Source organism: Blautia sp. An46 (assembly GCF_002161645.1).
Taxonomy (GTDB): domain Bacteria; phylum Bacillota; class Clostridia; order Lachnospirales; family Lachnospiraceae; genus Blautia; species Blautia ornithocaccae.
In genome coordinates, this window is record NZ_NFIF01000006.1 from 140,395 (window position 1) to 156,270 (window position 15,876).

Consider the following 15,876-nt stretch of genomic DNA (forward strand, 5'->3'; position numbering starts at 1 on the left):
GAAAATACAGAAAGGAGGAAACAAAAATGGGAGAATATGCAGTTGAAATGCTGAATATAACCAAGAGATTTCCTGGTATTGTGGCAAATGACAACATCACCCTGCAGCTGAAAAAAGGGGAAATCCATGCGCTCCTGGGAGAAAACGGAGCAGGGAAATCTACTTTGATGAGCGTGCTGTTTGGCCTGTATCAGCCGGAGGAAGGAGAGATCCGGAAAGACGGAAAAACCGTACAGATCAAGAATCCCAATGATGCCAACGCCTTGGGGATCGGTATGGTGCATCAGCATTTTAAGCTGGTAGAATGTTTCTCTGTACTGGATAATATTATCCTTGGCGCAGAGCCGGTACAGGGAGGATTTTTAAAGAAAGACGAAGCGAGAAAAAAGGTGATGGACCTGTCTTCCAGATATCATCTCCAGATCGATCCCGATGCTATTGTGGAAAATATCACAGTGGGAATGCAGCAGAGAACGGAAATTTTGAAAATGCTGTACCGGGATAATGAAATCCTGATTTTTGACGAGCCTACGGCAGTGCTGACTGTACAGGAGATCGAAGAGCTGATGCAGATCATGAAAGGCCTTGCAAAAGAGGGAAAGAGTATCCTTTTTATTTCTCACAAGCTCAACGAGATCATGGAAGTTTCTGACAGATGTACGGTACTTCGGAAGGGAAAATATGTAGGTACAGTAGAGACAAAAGATACCACTCCTGAGAAGCTGTCCGCTATGATGGTAGGAAGAAATGTAAGCTTTAAAGTAGAGAAGAAACCTGCCAAACCAGGGGATGTAGTGCTGGACGTAAAGCATATGACCGTTGGCGGACAGAACAAAAAAGACGCAGTTCAGGATGTGAATTTCCAGGTACGAAAAGGAGAAATTGTCTGCATAACAGGAATTGACGGAAATGGTCAGACGGAGCTGGTCTACGGACTGTCTGGCCTGGAGCCTCTGAAAAGCGGAAATATCCTTATGAATGGAAAAGACATTACCCATACTCCTATCCGCCAGCGTTCTGTTATGGGCATGAGCCATATCCCTGAGGACCGGCATAAACATGGACTGGTCCTGGACTATTCTCTGGAGGATAACCTGGTGCTGCAGAGATACTTTGAACCTCAGTTTACGAATAAATTCGGAGTGCTGAAGAGAAAAGAAATCCGGGAATATTCAGATCGTTTGATCGAAGAGTATGATATTCGTTCCGGCCAGGGCTCGGCAACTACTGTTCGTTCCATGTCCGGAGGAAATCAGCAGAAGGCCATTATTGCCAGGGAGATTGATAAGAATCCGGATCTTCTCATCGCTGTGCAGCCTACACGAGGAGTAGATATCGGGGCTATTGAGTTCATTCACAAACAGCTTATTGAACAGAGAGATGCGGGAAAAGCCGTGCTTTTAGTCAGCCTGGAACTTGATGAAGTTATGGACGTGCCGGATCGGATTCTGGTAATGTACGAAGGGAAACTGGTCGGAGAATTCAAACCCGATGAGGTGACGGTTGAGGAATTGGGACTTTATATGACCGGTGCTAAAAAACAGGAGGTGTAGGATATGAATACGAAAAAAGAAAAGAAAGGATTCCTGGAAATCGCCGGTGTGCAGACTGTGATCGCCTCTCTGATCTGTATTATCCTGGGGCTGCTGGTAGGATATGTTGTGCTGTTATGCATTAACCAGGCAGAAGCCTGGAGTGCAATGACCGCAATCCTGAAAAACTTTTTATACTTCCCCAGACCAGAAGTGGCTCTGGAATATTTCGGAAGTACCCTTGCCAAGACTGCCCCTCTTCTTATGTGTACGCTGTCTATCTTATTTGCCTATAAAGTAGGACTTTTCAATATCGGAGCTTCCGGACAGTATGCGGTGGGAGCAGGGCTGGCCCTTTACCTGGCACTGGCCTTCCAGATGCCCTGGTATGTGTGCATGATCGCAGCCATGATCGGCGGAGGCATCCTTGGCGGGATTGCAGGAATTTTGAAGGCTTACTTAAATGTAAACGAAGTTATTGCGGGAATCATGCTGAACTGGATCAGCCTTTACAGTGTGAACATGCTTCTGACCAATGTAAAGGAGTCCAGCACTACCTATACAATGGCTCTGAAGACTAATGCTCCCGGAGCCTTGATCCCAAGTCTGGGCCTGGACGGGCTGTTTTCCAACAACCGGTATGTGACCATTGCCATTCCTCTGGCGGTTATCATTGCCATTCTGGTGTGGTTCCTGATGAGCAAAACAAAACTGGGTTACGAGCTGAAAGCTACCGGATTGAATAAAAATGCGGCAAAGTATGCAGGTATGAAAGAGAAGAGAAATATGATCCTTACCATGGTGATCGCAGGCTGCCTCTCCGGATTGGGAGCTTCATTCCTTTATCTGAGCGGCATCGAGCAGTGGTCCTGCGCCCAGACAGCAGTTCCGGCTATGGGCTTTAACGGAATCGCAGCAGCTTTCCTTGGGGGACTGAATCCTATCGGAAGTGTTTTCTCCGCATTTTTCATCCAGCACATTACAAGCGGCGGCTCTTATGTGGATAAGATGGTATACTGTGCCCAGATTTCTGACCTGATCTCAGCAATCATCATTTACTTCTGCGGCTTTGTATTATTCTTTAAACACTGCATGAACAGAAAAGGGAAAAAGTAGGAAAGGAGGAAGAAAAGGATGGCACTATTATTACAATATACATTAATTTATGCCTCAGTACTGATGCTGGTAGCCCTGGGCGGATGCTTTTCAGAACGAAGCGGCGTAATTAACCTGGGCTTAGAGGGAACCATGGTCATCGGCGCCCTGGGCGGAGCTCTGGTAATGAAATACATGGGGAATCTTCCGGCGGCTCTCATGATCCTGGCAGTTGTGATCGGAAGTGTCCTTTTCGGTATGGTTTATTCCCTTCTGCTGGCAGTATCGGCAATTAATTTTAAGGCAGACCAGACCCTTATCGGAACGGCCATGAACCTTCTTGGAACAGCGGCTGCTACAGTATTTGTAAAAGCAATCAATATGTCAGAAAATGTAAACAACGTTTCTTCCTCGATCCAGTACATCGAACAGAGAAAAGCGTTTTCCGCCTTTAAGATTGGAAATTTTGAGGTGAGCTGGTTTATGATCCTGGCAGTTATCCTTCTGATCATTGCCCATATTGTTCTCTATAAAACCAGATTTGGCCTTCGCCTGCGGGCCTGCGGCGAGCACCCTCAGGCAGCAGATTCTGTGGGAATCAACGTATATAAAATGCGCTATGCAGGCGTTCTGATTTCCGGGGCTTTCGGAGGCCTTGGAGGAATCGTTTACATTACAGCAGGAGTCAGTGAATGGAAGTTTGAGAACGGCGTTGCCGGCTTCGGATTCCTTGCTCTGGCAGTTATGATCTTTGGTCAGTGGGAACCAAAACTCATCGGACTGGCGGCCCTCCTTTTTGGACTATTCCGGGCTCTGTCCAATGTATATTCAGGATTCGACATTCTGGAAGCACTGAACATACCAAGTGCAGTTTACAACATGCTTCCTTATATTATTTCTCTTGTGGTGCTGGCACTGTTCTCAAGGAACTCCAGAGCGCCGAAAGCGGAAGGCATCCCCTACGACAAAGGACAGCGATAAGGAATATCCCCGTTGTCTGGGGACAGAAAATTAAAAATCAGTAAGGAGAAGATCCCATGGAAAGATTTGCCATCAGAGGCCATATCTGTTACAGTGAAGATAAGAACAAAATACGGACCACAGAGCATGGGTATGCAGTATGCGAAAATGGAAAATGCCTGGGAGTCTTTGAGGCCCTCCCGGAGGAATGGAAAGGGATTCCCTGTGTGGACTACGGGGAGAAACTGATCATTCCGGGGCTTGTTGACCTTCATGTCCATGCTCCCCAATACACCTTTCGGGGACTGGGGATGGACATGGAGCTGATTGACTGGCTGAATACCCATACTTTTCCGGAAGAGGAGAAATATCAGAATACAGAATATGCCCAAAAGGCGTATTCGATATTCATAGACGACCTCCTTCACAGCTCCACTACAAGGGCCTGTGTCTTTGCCACCTGCCATAAGGAGGCTACCTTATGGCTGATGGAAAAGATGGAGGAAGCAGGACTGGCAGGATATGTGGGTAAGGTAAATATGGATAGGAACAGCCCGGAAGGACTCTGTGAGAAAAACGCTGAAAGGTCAGCAAAGGACACGGAAGAGTGGCTCCTGGCATCGGCAGGTCTTTCCAATGTCAGGCCGATTCTGACTCCAAGATTTATCCCCACATGCTCAGAGGAGTTGATGGAGAGACTTTCTGAACTCCAGAAAAAATACCGGCTGCCAGCCCAGTCTCACCTTTCAGAAAATCTCAGTGAGATAGAATGGGTGAGGGAGCTCTGTCCTGAAGCTACATGCTATGGCGATGCTTACCGGCTTCACGGTCTCTTCGGGGGAGACTGTCCAACTGTCATGGCTCACTGTGTTTACAGCAATGCAGAGGAAATCCAGATGATGAAAGAGCAGGGAGTATTTATTGCTCACTGTCCGGAGTCTAATGCAAATCTGGCGTCGGGAATCGCACCGGCCAGGAAATATTTAGATCAGGGACTGAAGATGGGACTGGGCACAGATGTAGCTGCAGGCACTTCCCTTTCCATGTTCCGGGCCATGGCTGCGGCCATTCAGTGTTCAAAGCTCCGGTGGAGGATACAGGATGAGAGCCTTGCTCCTCTGACTGTAGAGGAAGTATTCTACCTTGCTACAAAAGGGGGAGGAGAATTCTTCGGAAAGGTGGGAAGTCTGGAGCCTGGCTATGAATTTGACGCAGTAGTCATTGATGACGGAATGCTCCGCCACGCCCGGAAACTTTCTCCAAAAGAGCGGCTGGAGCGGCTGATCTACCTGGCAGAGGACAGACAGATCCAGGCAAAATATATCAAAGGAAAACAGGTGCTTCCTATATAAATGGACTATAGGTGACGAAAGATGGAAAACAAATATCTGGCAAAGATCCTGCCTTTTTTAAACGAAATAGAAAAGGAGAGAAGAGAGCAGTTTGAAGGGTATTTTCGGACAGCTCCCATGTGGCTGATGGACACCTTTGTGGTGGAAGAACTGGAAAAAGGAACCATATTTGTCCAGGAGGGTGAGCCTGCGGACATGATCTACCTGATAGGAAAGGGGCTTATCAAAGCCACAGATTACAGAATTTACGGTATTAACTATGACTTTACAGTTTTCGACAAAGTCTATGCTTTCGGCGGGATGGAAGTGATCATTAATCTGGACAAATACCAGACAACTCTTCAGACAGTGACAAAATGTACAGTGTTGAAAATTCCCAAAGAAGGCTTTAAAAAATGGCTGGATTCCGACATTGTAGCCCTTCAGCAGGAAAGCAGACTGATGGGAGAATACCTTCTGGAGCAGGCCCGGGACAGCCGGATGCTTTTATTCCTCCAGGGGGCAGACCGGGTGGCCTTTCTTCTAATGAAACGGTATCGGAAATATGCCGAGAATGGGGTCATGAAGATGAAAGGAGACCGGCAGGAACTTTCGGATTTTACAGGATTGTGTGTAAAGACCATCACTCGTTCTATTAAGAAATTTAAAGAAAGCGGGTTGATCACCACCCAGGGAAGCTATATTCTCATTAACTATGAACAGTACTGCCGGATGGAAAAAATGATATCGGAAATCCTGGCGGAAGATTTATGAGAGGAGTGGAAATATGGAAAATAAATTAAAGACTTGCCTGGCAAGTATCAGAGAAAAAACAGATTTCAAACCAGAAGTTGCCCTGATCCTGGGAAGCGGACTGGGAGACTACGCGGAAAGTATTAAGATAGAAACTACTGTGGATTACTCAGATATTGAAGGATTTCCCGTGTCCACAGTAAAAGGCCACAAAGGACGGTTTGTCTTCGGATATGTAGGAAATGTCCCGGTGGTGATCATGCAGGGAAGAGTTCATTATTATGAAGGATACCCTATGTCTGATGTGGTGCTGCCTACCAGGCTAATGGGGCTTTTAGGAGCAAAAAAACTGATCCTTACCAATGCAGCAGGAGGAATCAATGAGAACTTCCAGCCGGGAGATTTTATGATGATCACTGACCAGATTGCAACAGGCGTCCCCAGCCCCCTGATAGGACCAAACCTGGAGGAGCTTGGAGACCGGTTCCCGGATATGAGCGAAGTCTACAGCAAAAAAATCCGGGAAGTGATCCGAAAATCTGCCGAAGAATGCGGAATCCATCTCCAGGAAGGGGTCTATGTACAGCTTACCGGACCAAATTATGAGACTCCTGCAGAAGTCCGGATGTGCCGGATCTGGGGAGGAGACGCTGTGGGAATGAGTACTGCCTGCGAGGCTATGGCTGCCCGCCATATGGGAATGGAGATTGGAGGAATCTCCTGTATCACTAACCTGGCCGCAGGACTGTCAGACAAAAAACTGGATCACAAAGAAGTGCAGGAAACTGCGGACAGAGTTTCCGTGCAGTTCAAAGAACTGGTTACTAAAATTATAGAAAAGGTGTGATTATATGGATATAGAACAGCTTCCAAAACTTGATCTTCACTGTCATCTGGACGGTTCTCTTACAAAGTCTATGATAGAGAAACATCTGGGGAAAGAAGTGACCAGGGAGGCTCTGACCGTATCTCAGGATTGCAAAAGCCTTACGGAATATCTGGAGAAATTTGACCTGCCTCTTCAGTGTCTTCAGGACGAGAAAGGACTGGAAGAAGGCGCCTATACCTTTGTGGAAGAAATCGCAAAAGACAAGGTAGAGTATATTGAAGTACGATTCGCCCCTATGCTTTCCGTACATGAAGGTTTAAGCTGCAGACAGGTGATCGAAGCGGTGAGGCGAGGTATGGAACGGGGAAAAGAAGATTTCCATGTGCATTATGGAATCATAGTGTGCGCTATGAGAAACCACAGTGAGGAACAGAACCTGGCCATGCTGAAATGTGCCAGAGAATATCTGGGAGAAGGGGTATGCGCCCTGGACCTGGCCGGAGATGAGTCCGCCTTTCCTACGGCCCAGTACCGGAACATTTTTCAGGAGGCAAAAAGACTTGGCATGCCCTATACTATTCACTCCGGGGAAACCGGAAGCCTGGAAAATGTCCGGGAGGCCTGGGAACTGGGAGCGGCCAGGATCGGTCATGGAATTGCACTGAAAAAAGACCCGGAGTTGATGAAAACATATGCCAGAGCAGGGATCGGCGTGGAAATGTGTCCTACAAGCAACTTCCAGACTAAGGCAGCGCAAAGCTGGCAGGATTATCCTCTCCGTCAGTTTTTGGAGGAAGGAATTAAGGTTTCCGTAAATACGGATAACCGGACTGTCAGCGGTACTACTATGACAAAAGAGCTGATACGGGTTTACGAACAGTATGGCCGGGATGAAGAACTGATCTTTACCCTGCTGCAAAATGCTGCTGATACAGCCTTTAACCCGAAAATCAGAGAAATCTTTGAGAAGAAATGGAAAGGAATTTAAGATGGATAAAAAAGAAATTTTGAAATATGTAGACCATACTTTACTGACACAGACTGCAGCCTGGGAGGAGATCCGTCAGATTCTGGATGACGCCATAAAATATGGAACAGCCTCTGCATGTATTCCGGCTTCCTATGTAAAGCAGGCTGCCGAATATGTAGAGGAAAAGCTTCCAATCTGCACGGTTATCGGTTTTCCAAACGGCTACAGCACCACAGCCACTAAGGTATTTGAGACAAAGGACGCTGTTGCAAATGGAGCTTCCGAGATCGACATGGTCATCAATATCGGAAAGCTGAAAGATAAGAAGTACGAAGAAATCGAAGAGGAGATTCGCCAGATCCACCAGGCCTGCGGCGGCAGGATCCTGAAGGTTATTATCGAGACATGCCTTCTTACTGAGGATGAAAAGATAAAAATGTGCGAGATCGTCACAAAGGCAGGAGCAGAATATATTAAAACATCTACAGGATTTTCTACCGGAGGAGCCACCTTTGCAGATGTGGAACTGATGAAAAAACATGTGGGAAAAGAAGTGAAGGTAAAGGCTGCCGGAGGCATTTCTTCCTTTGACGACGCAGAAGAATTTATCCGCCTGGGAGCTGAAAGACTTGGTACAAGCAGGCTGGTGAAGATCATGAAAAACAGCCCGGATGCCGGGAATGGATACTAAGGGGGAGACGGTGTGAGTACACATATGATGGTGGAGCTGGTGGGATATATTGGCTCCATACTGGTGCTGATCTCATTTCTTATGACTTCCGTAGTAAAACTTCGGATTATCAATGCAGTGGGAGGAACGATTTTTGCAGTTTACGCCATGATCATTCAATCCTATCCTACAGCCCTTATGAATTTCTGCCTGGTAGGGATTAATATTTATTATCTGGTCCGCCTCCGGAAATCAGATAGAAATTATGATTTTATTGAAGGAAAGCCGGGAGAGTCCCTGGTGCAGTATATGATGGATTTTTATCACACAGATATCCAGAAATACTTTCCAATATTTAAAGAAAAACAACCGGAATGTGATACTGCATACGTAGTCTGCAAGGATGCTTCACCTGCCGGGCTGTTTCTTGGAAAGAAAGGGGAAGAGGGTGAGCTGGAGGTCCTTCTGGACTACTCTGTGCCGGCATACAGAGACTGTTCCGTGGGAAATTATCTCTATTCAAAATTAAAAGATCATGGAATCCGCAAAATGATCTTTACAGGAACGCCGGGTCCGCATGAATCTTATCTGCAGACAATGGGATTTGAAAAAGTAAATGGAGTTTATGTAAAAGAGCTGGCTTGAAACAGTCTGAGACATAGCTGCCCTGTGGATGAAAAGAAGGGGAAATTTTTGCCAGGGTTATGATTGCATATCAGAAAAACAAGATGTATAATAGGGCTGTTTGTCCAAGTCCAGGCCCGTGATCCCGGGATTTTCGGAAAGGACAGCGCAAAAATTTCGCATGATGTGCAGGGAGACCATTACATGAAAACTCTGAAAGAATTTTTTAGAAAAGAGACGGTTTTCTGCGTCTCTTTTCTTCTTGCCCTTATTTCGGCAGCGGTGGTGAGACCGGATCCGGCCTATCTGACTTATCCGGATTACCGGACGCTTGCACTGTTGTTTTGTTTTATGATCATTGTAGCCGGATTTCAATGGCTGGGGATATTTTCCCTATTGGGAGAGACCCTGCTGAAGAAGGCCAGCAGCCTGCGGAACTTGTCTGTGCTTATGGTGCTTTTGTGCTTTTTCTCCAGTATGATCATCACAAACGACGTGACCCTGATCACTTTTGTGCCATTTACCATATTGGTATATCAGATGGTAGGCCGGGAAGACAGGATCCTGAGGATCGTGGTGCTGGAGACCATTGCCGCCAACCTGGGAAGTATGGCTACTCCTATAGGAAATCCCCAGAATCTTTATTTATATTCTATGTCGGGAGTTACGCTGGGAGAGTTTGCACGGGCAGTTTGGCCCTATGCCGGCCTTTCCCTGATTCTTCTGGTGTGTATCCTTTTTACAGAAAAAAATGAAGCTTTAAAGAGTATTGCAGTAAAGGAGCAGAAAGAAGTCCAGATAGGAAAAAACCTGTCCCAGCTTTTTGCATTTGCGGCCTTGCTTTTATTATGTCTGCTGGTGGTATTTCGGGTCTTTCCATATATTCCGGTGTTGATCTGTGTGGCGGCAGCTGTGCTGGCAGTGAACCGGAGATTATTTGGAAAAGTAGACTATTTTTTGCTGCTGACTTTTCTGTGTTTCTTCATTTTTATCGGTAATATGAAGCGGATCCCGGAGATCAGCAATACGCTGGCTTCTCTTGTCCAGGGAAAAGAATTGTGGGCAGGGATCCTCACCAGCCAGATCATCAGCAATGTGCCTGCGGCCATCCTGCTGTCGGGATTTGCAGGAAATTTTTCACTTCTCCTTACAGCGGTTAATCTGGGCGGCCTGGGAACCCTGGTGGCTTCACTGGCAAGTCTGATCTCCTTTAAATTTTATACAGTGGAATATCCACAGAGAAAGGGAAGATTTATGGCAGTCTTTACGGTGTGGAACCTTGTTTTCCTGGGGATCCTTATCTGTGAGGCCCTTATCCTCACATAGTTGCCAAGTATATCATCTCGAAAAAATATCCTGGGTGATTGGTCCGATTGTTTAGGGGACGATGTACTAATGGAAGTCTTTTGACAGAGAAGGCTTCCGTCTTTTTATGTGGAAGAGAAAAAGTTGAGAATCTCTCTTGTACACCAGAAACCGGGAGCGTATAATGTGGGATATCAAAAAGATACGGAGGAGAAAAAAAGAAAAATGGACAGGAAAAAGCTCTTTTTTTCCAATGCAGACCTACGGAAACTGATCCTTCCTCTGGTGGTGGATCAGTTCCTTCAGGCCTTTGTGGGACTGGCAGATTCTGTCATGGTGTCCAGCGTAGGGGAAGCTGCAGTATCGGGGGTTTCTCTCATTGATACGGTGATGGTTCTGATCATCAATATCTTTACGGCTCTTGCCACAGGCGGAGCAGTCATCGCCGGCCAGTTCCTGGGCAAGAAAAAGACAGAAATGGCCTGCAAAGCCACAAACCAGCTTTTGGCTTTTACCCTTAAAGCTTCTCTGGCAGTGATGATCCTGGGATATCTGGGACGGAATCTGATCACACATGTGATCTTCGGCAATATTGAGGCAGATGTTCTTTATAACTGTAATGTCTATATGATGATCGTCTTTGCCTCCATTCCTATGATCGCCCTGTATAATGCAGGGGCAGCGGCTTTCCGGGCAATGGGAAATTCCTCGATTGCTATGAAGACTTCTCTGCTGATGAATGCCATTAATATCTGCGGGAATGCCGTTTTGATCTATGGGTTCCACAGAGGAGTGGAGGGAGTTGCCATCCCCACTTTAGTTTCCAGAACCGTAGCCTGTATTGTGATGCTGTTTATGCTGAACAATCAGAAGCATATGGTTCACATTTATCACCCCTTTTCCTTTAAAACAGACTGGTCTCTGCTGAAAAAGATCCTGTATATCGGAATCCCCAACGGCCTGGAGAACAGTATGTTCCAGCTGGGCAAGATCATGGTGCTGAGCATTGTGACTGGATTCGGAACTGCTTCTATTGCAGCGAATGCGGTTTCAAACAATGTGGCTACTTTTGCGACTCTTCCGGGAATGGCTATTGGATTTGCCATGCTTACCGTAGTGTCTCAATGTGTGGGAGCCGGGGACTTTGAACAGGTAAAATATTACACCAAAAAGCTGATCAGGATCATTTATATTTCCGCCCTGGCAATTAATATTCTTGTGGTACTGGCTGTGCCTTTTGTGGTGAGTATTTACGGACTTTCAGAAGAAGCCAGCAGCTATGCACGACAGATTTTGTTCTACCATTCTGCCTGTGTAGTGACTATCTGGCCTCTGTCTTTTTCCCTGCCAAATACCCTGAGAGCGGCGGCAGACGTAAAGTTTACGATGGGAATGTCCATCCTTTCTATGTGGATATTCCGGATAGGATTCAGCGTGGTGCTGGGAGTATATTTGGATATGGGAGTATTCGGAGTTTGGGTGGCCATGACTATTGACTGGCTGTTCCGGTCTATATGTTTCGTTACAAGATACATAAGAGGAAAATGGAAACATGCGGCACTGGTATAGGACGAGAAAAAAGTATGAACAAAAAAGTATTTAAAGAACCAAAGATTCCCGAAGAACTGACAGAGGTAAAGGATGGAGCAGAGCTTATCCGGACAGCCAGGGAAGAAGAAGGGGAAATCTTCAGAAGACAGTTTACAGGGACTTTTCTGTCCAGAATTGACGGAAAGCATATTTCTTTTCAGCAGGTAGTGTTTCGGAACTGTAAATTCTTAGGCTGCTCTTTTGACAGAGCCAGCTTCACAGATGTGAAATTTATTGGCTGTGATTTTTCCAATTCCAGTATGAATGATGTCTGCTTTAAAAGCTGTGCTTTTGAAAACTGTAAAGCTTTGGGAACAGATTTTTACGGAAGCAATATCCGCCATATCTCCATTGAAAACTGCAATTTCAGAGATGCAGGCATGGATGCGGTACGTATGAGCTATGTGAAAATCTACCATTCAGATTTTACCGACGCCAGCTTCAGCAAATGTAATATCACCAATGTAGACTGGAAGGACGACTGCTTTAAAAATGCCAGCTTCTTTAAGACCTGGCTGAAGGATATTGACTTTACAGAGTGTGATATTACAGGCATTGTGATCTCTGATGCAAAGGACGAACTGAGGGAAGTGATCGTAAATCTGGAACAGGCCATTGTCCTGGCAAAAAGACTGGGAATTGTGATAAAAGAGCTGGAGAAATAAGCATATATGTGGATGAGCTGGATAGATGAGAATATAGAGGGCAGACTGATGCAGTTCAGCAGCAGGCACAGCAGACTATAAGGCAGGAAGAGTACGGCATTTGGTTTGGAGGATTTCTGCCTTCCAAGCCCCAGGGATTTTTTCCTTGTAAAATGGATAGGGATAATCTATAATGAAGTATACAATCCAGGCTGATATCTAAGGAAGCTGGATAAAATGTTTTTAAATGAAGATAAAGAAGAACAGGAGGACACTTTCTTGAAGAGAGAAACCGTTATTGTACTTGACTTTGGCGGCCAGTATAATCAGCTGATCGCAAGACGTGTACGTGAATGTAATGTTTACTGCGAAATCTATTCTTATAAAACAGATATTGAAAAGATAAAGGAGATCCAGCCCAAAGGTATTATCTTTACCGGCGGCCCCAACAGTGCGTATCTGCCGGATTCTCCTACTTATTCAAAGGAAATCTTTGAGCTGGGTGTTCCCATCCTGGGAATCTGCTACGGCTCTCAGCTTATGATGCATCTTCTGGGAGGAAAAGTAGAAAAGGCTCCTGTAAGAGAATACGGAAAGATTGAGGTTACTGTAGACCAGAAATCAAAACTCTTTGAGAATGTGTCTGAGAAAACCATCTGCTGGATGAGCCATAACGACTACATCTCCAAACCAGCTCCGGGATTTGAGATCATCGCTCATACAGATGACTGCCCTGTAGCGGCTGTGGAGAATATAGAAAAGAACCTTTACGCAACTCAGTTCCACCCAGAGGTTCTGCATACAAAAGAAGGCAAAAAGATGCTTTCCAACTTTGTTTATAATGTATGTCAGTGTGCCGGCGACTGGAAAATGGATTCCTTTGTGGAGGAGACCATCAAAGCTATCCGTGAGAAAGTGGGCAATGGAAAAGTCCTGTGCGCTCTTTCCGGCGGCGTAGATTCCTCTGTGGCAGCAGTCCTTCTTTCCAAGGCAGTAGGGAACCAGCTTACCTGTGTCTTTGTAGACCATGGCCTTCTTCGTAAAAATGAGGGCGATGAGGTTGAAGCTGTATTCGGTCCGGAAGGCCCATATGACCTGAACTTTATCCGTGTAAACGCTCAGGAAAGATTCTATGGAAAATTAAAAGGGGTAACAGAACCGGAGAAGAAACGTAAGATCATCGGTGAAGAATTTATCCGTGTATTTGAAGAAGAAGCAAAGAAGATCGGCACCGTGGACTTCCTGGTACAGGGAACTATTTATCCCGACGTAGTAGAAAGCGGCGTAGGCGGAGAATCCACCGTAATTAAGTCCCACCACAATGTAGGAGGACTGCCGGATTACGTTGATTTCAAAGAAATCATCGAGCCTCTCCGTGACCTGTTCAAAGACGAGGTCCGCCAGGCAGGCCTGGAGCTGGGAATACCAGAATACCTTGTTTTCAGACAGCCATTCCCAGGCCCGGGACTTGGTATCCGTATCATCGGCGAAGTAACTGCTGAGAAAGTACAGATGGTACAGGACGCCGACGCTATCTGGAGAGAAGAGATCGCTAAAGCCGGCATTGACCGGGAAATCGGCCAGTATTTCGCAGCCCTGACCAATATGCAGTCTGTGGGCGTTATGGGAGATGAAAGAACCTATGACTATGCCATTGCACTGAGAGCAGTGACCACAACAGACTTTATGACAGCAGAGAGCGCAGAGATCCCATGGGAAGTAATCGGACGGACAACCAGCAGGATCGTTAATGAAGTGAAACATATTAACAGAGTACTGTATGATTGTACGGGGAAACCACCGGCGACGATTGAGTTTGAATAGTCGGCGGTGGGCCAGAAAGCCTTTATTTACGGGCTTTTCCGGCACCGGTGCCTCTGGATTGCATTATCATTGCATTTTTACATTTGCCTGTGATAAGAAGCGGTGAACTGATTGTGTGTGTAATCAGCCACGCTTTCCGTAGCAGGCGTGAAGTTAATAACTCCGCCTAACATTTTAGCAACCTCAAAGTTGCTGTTAGGATATAGATGTCCATAGGTCCCTAAAGTCGTCTGGATTTTTTCGTGGCCGAGACGGTCTTTAATGATCAATGGATTCACCCCCATGCTGATTAAGAGTGCAACATGAGAATGACGTAAAGCATGGATTTTAATTCGGTGAACGCCGGCAAGCCCTGCCAGCTTTTCCAGGGCTCTTGGCAGGGTATGCTTGCTGGTGGGAATCCCATTGTAGCTTAGTACAAAGTTACAGTCTTTCAAAACTTTTTTCTGTACTTCTTTCCACTCTTTTAATTCCCTGATAGTATCATCATCAAGCACAACTGTTCGGACACTGGCAGATGTTTTGGGTTCCACAAATTTGTATTCCGTCATTGATTTGTAATACAGCGTTTTGGTTACACTGATTATTCCGCTTTCAAAATCAATGTCATCCCACTGTAATGCAGCAGCCTCTCCGATCCGCAGTCCTGTTGTGAACAGGAGCCAGAAGCAGATGAACAAATAATGTTCATAGTAGTCACCCTTGTATAAAAGGGAAATGACTTTCTGAAATTCATCCAGCGTCCAGAAATCTATCTTCACTTTTTTTGACTTAATATTGCCGACCATACGTGACGGATTTTTTGAAGCAAGACCAAGGATAATTGCACGGTCAAAAGCGAGCGACAACATGCCCTGGATAATCCGTACATAATTTGGGCTGTACTCTTTTGCCAGCTTCAGCTGCCATGCCTGTACATGAATCGGCTCTATTTCAGCAACCTTTTTCCTGTAAAAAAATTTAAAGTGCTTTTCAATAGTATTTAATCGGTTTTTATAGGTACTTTCTTTGACCTGCGTTTTATACCATGGAAGATAAATTTCCTCAATGTACTGCTTAAACGAGGGCTGTTTCTTTTCCATAGCCAGTCCTTCTTCTGCCGCCAGCACCAATCGGGAATACTCTGTACGAGCCTCCTTTTTTGTAGAAAAGCCGCTGCGGTATTTCTGGATCTGCTTTCCGGTTACAGAATCATAGCCCAGGTTTGCCCTGAAATAATAGGTTCCGTTTTCCGCTTTTTTAATTGGATCTTTTGCCATAAAGTTTACTCCTTACATTTCTGCAAGAAGTGTGTCATTACTGCTCATCTGGAAGTTTGATACCGAGCAGTTCTTCTACGGCCTCTTTTGGAACTCTGTCCAGCTTTCTTGACTGATAGTAGGTATGTCCTTTTTCCACCATTAACTTTTTAGCCTCACGTATAATGTCAGCAGCAAAAGAAGGACCATATCCAAGTGCAATTAAATCTGATTTCGTTACAGTAACCATAACCCTCCTTTCCATGAACAGAGTACCATTCTCAATACCTGTTCATTATTATACCAGAATTTGAGTAAAAGGTCTTTAGGTTCAGATACCTCTTGCAAAAATAAATTATAGTTATGTTTAAGATACCGTTTTTCTCTATCTCCCTGGAAGCCAGTTCCTGCGCCTTCCCAAGCCGCGTCTTCGGCGTTGCTATGCAATCTTAAAGCCTGCAGGCACGCATCATGCTGCACTATCTGCAGGCACCCGTATCCCTCTTCCGGG

The 15,876-nt window shown here is 45.7% G+C and carries 15 protein-coding genes; 13 read left to right on the forward strand and 2 right to left on the reverse strand.

Annotation, left to right across the window (positions count from 1 at the left end; all coding sequences use genetic code 11):
- The first annotated feature begins 26 nt into the window (after nucleotides 1–26).
- From B5G00_RS06855 to guaA, 13 genes are all read left to right on the forward strand, one after another.
- Nucleotides 27–1,553, forward strand: a complete 1,527-nt coding sequence (locus B5G00_RS06855; RefSeq protein ID WP_087270491.1) for an ABC transporter ATP-binding protein — start codon at nucleotides 27–29, stop codon at nucleotides 1,551–1,553.
- Nucleotides 1,554–1,556: 3 nt separating this feature from the next.
- Nucleotides 1,557–2,648, forward strand: coding sequence for an ABC transporter permease (locus B5G00_RS06860; RefSeq protein WP_087270494.1), 1,092 nt, complete (start codon nucleotides 1,557–1,559; stop codon nucleotides 2,646–2,648).
- A gap of 18 nt (nucleotides 2,649–2,666) precedes the next feature.
- Nucleotides 2,667–3,608, forward strand: a complete 942-nt coding sequence (locus B5G00_RS06865; protein WP_087270497.1) for an ABC transporter permease — start codon at nucleotides 2,667–2,669, stop codon at nucleotides 3,606–3,608.
- Nucleotides 3,609–3,664: 56 nt separating this feature from the next.
- Nucleotides 3,665–4,939 carry an amidohydrolase family protein gene (locus B5G00_RS06870; protein WP_087270500.1) on the forward strand — a complete coding sequence of 425 codons (1,275 nt, stop codon included), beginning with the start codon at nucleotides 3,665–3,667 and terminating at the stop codon, nucleotides 4,937–4,939.
- 21 nt (nucleotides 4,940–4,960) lie between these two features.
- Nucleotides 4,961–5,692, forward strand: coding sequence for a Crp/Fnr family transcriptional regulator (locus B5G00_RS06875; protein WP_087270503.1), 732 nt, complete (start codon nucleotides 4,961–4,963; stop codon nucleotides 5,690–5,692).
- 13 nt (nucleotides 5,693–5,705) lie between these two features.
- Nucleotides 5,706–6,518 carry a purine-nucleoside phosphorylase gene (locus B5G00_RS06880; RefSeq protein ID WP_087270506.1) on the forward strand — a complete coding sequence of 271 codons (813 nt, stop codon included), beginning with the start codon at nucleotides 5,706–5,708 and terminating at the stop codon, nucleotides 6,516–6,518.
- 4 nt (nucleotides 6,519–6,522) lie between these two features.
- Entirely contained in the window at nucleotides 6,523–7,488 is a 966-nt protein-coding gene (gene add, locus B5G00_RS06885) for an adenosine deaminase (protein WP_087270509.1), read from the forward strand.
- A 1-nt stretch (nucleotide 7,489) separates the two neighbouring features.
- Entirely contained in the window at nucleotides 7,490–8,161 is a 672-nt protein-coding gene (gene deoC / locus B5G00_RS06890; RefSeq protein ID WP_087270607.1) for a deoxyribose-phosphate aldolase, read from the forward strand.
- 12 nt (nucleotides 8,162–8,173) lie between these two features.
- Nucleotides 8,174–8,785, forward strand: coding sequence for a YgjV family protein (locus B5G00_RS06895; protein WP_087270512.1), 612 nt, complete (start codon nucleotides 8,174–8,176; stop codon nucleotides 8,783–8,785).
- Between the two features lie 183 nt (nucleotides 8,786–8,968).
- Complete coding sequence (locus tag B5G00_RS06900; RefSeq protein ID WP_087270610.1) at nucleotides 8,969–10,090, forward strand: SLC13 family permease; 1,122 nt, start codon at nucleotides 8,969–8,971, stop codon at nucleotides 10,088–10,090.
- Nucleotides 10,091–10,294: 204 nt separating this feature from the next.
- Entirely contained in the window at nucleotides 10,295–11,638 is a 1,344-nt protein-coding gene (locus tag B5G00_RS06905; protein WP_087270613.1) for an MATE family efflux transporter, read from the forward strand.
- A gap of 14 nt (nucleotides 11,639–11,652) precedes the next feature.
- The gene (locus B5G00_RS06910) at nucleotides 11,653–12,324 is read left to right on the forward strand and encodes a pentapeptide repeat-containing protein (RefSeq protein ID WP_087270616.1); all 672 of its coding nucleotides are present in this window, start codon (nucleotides 11,653–11,655) and stop codon (nucleotides 12,322–12,324) included.
- A 258-nt stretch (nucleotides 12,325–12,582) separates the two neighbouring features.
- Nucleotides 12,583–14,127: a glutamine-hydrolyzing GMP synthase gene (gene guaA / locus B5G00_RS06915; RefSeq protein ID WP_087270619.1), complete on the forward strand. Its 1,545-nt coding sequence runs from the start codon at nucleotides 12,583–12,585 to the stop codon at nucleotides 14,125–14,127.
- A 77-nt stretch (nucleotides 14,128–14,204) separates the two neighbouring features.
- On the opposite strand, the gene B5G00_RS06920 is transcribed toward guaA, so the two are convergent.
- Together B5G00_RS06920 and B5G00_RS06925 are read right to left on the reverse strand one after the other, a co-directional pair.
- A complete protein-coding gene (locus B5G00_RS06920; protein WP_015573092.1) occupies nucleotides 14,205–15,386 on the reverse strand; it encodes a site-specific integrase in 1,182 nt (393 codons plus the stop codon).
- A 37-nt stretch (nucleotides 15,387–15,423) separates the two neighbouring features.
- The gene (locus tag B5G00_RS06925) at nucleotides 15,424–15,615 is read right to left on the reverse strand and encodes a DUF3173 domain-containing protein (RefSeq protein WP_015573093.1); all 192 of its coding nucleotides are present in this window, start codon (nucleotides 15,613–15,615) and stop codon (nucleotides 15,424–15,426) included.
- Between the last annotated feature and the right edge of the window lie 261 nt (nucleotides 15,616–15,876).

Coding starts and splice junctions, on each gene's coding strand:
- B5G00_RS06855 (WP_087270491.1), top strand. CDS start 27: ATGGGAGAATATGCAGTTGAAATGCTGAATATAACCAAGAGATTTCCT.
- B5G00_RS06860 (WP_087270494.1), top strand. CDS start 1,557: ATGAATACGAAAAAAGAAAAGAAAGGATTCCTGGAAATCGCCGGTGTG.
- B5G00_RS06865 (WP_087270497.1), top strand. CDS start 2,667: ATGGCACTATTATTACAATATACATTAATTTATGCCTCAGTACTGATG.
- B5G00_RS06870 (WP_087270500.1), top strand. CDS start 3,665: ATGGAAAGATTTGCCATCAGAGGCCATATCTGTTACAGTGAAGATAAG.
- B5G00_RS06875 (WP_087270503.1), top strand. CDS start 4,961: ATGGAAAACAAATATCTGGCAAAGATCCTGCCTTTTTTAAACGAAATA.
- B5G00_RS06880 (WP_087270506.1), top strand. CDS start 5,706: ATGGAAAATAAATTAAAGACTTGCCTGGCAAGTATCAGAGAAAAAACA.
- add (WP_087270509.1), top strand. CDS start 6,523: ATGGATATAGAACAGCTTCCAAAACTTGATCTTCACTGTCATCTGGAC.
- deoC (WP_087270607.1), top strand. CDS start 7,490: ATGGATAAAAAAGAAATTTTGAAATATGTAGACCATACTTTACTGACA.
- B5G00_RS06900 (WP_087270610.1), top strand. CDS start 8,969: ATGAAAACTCTGAAAGAATTTTTTAGAAAAGAGACGGTTTTCTGCGTC.
- B5G00_RS06905 (WP_087270613.1), top strand. CDS start 10,295: ATGGACAGGAAAAAGCTCTTTTTTTCCAATGCAGACCTACGGAAACTG.
- B5G00_RS06910 (WP_087270616.1), top strand. CDS start 11,653: ATGAACAAAAAAGTATTTAAAGAACCAAAGATTCCCGAAGAACTGACA.
- B5G00_RS06920 (WP_015573092.1), bottom strand. CDS start 15,386: ATGGCAAAAGATCCAATTAAAAAAGCGGAAAACGGAACCTATTATTTC.
- B5G00_RS06925 (WP_015573093.1), bottom strand. CDS start 15,615: ATGGTTACTGTAACGAAATCAGATTTAATTGCACTTGGATATGGTCCT.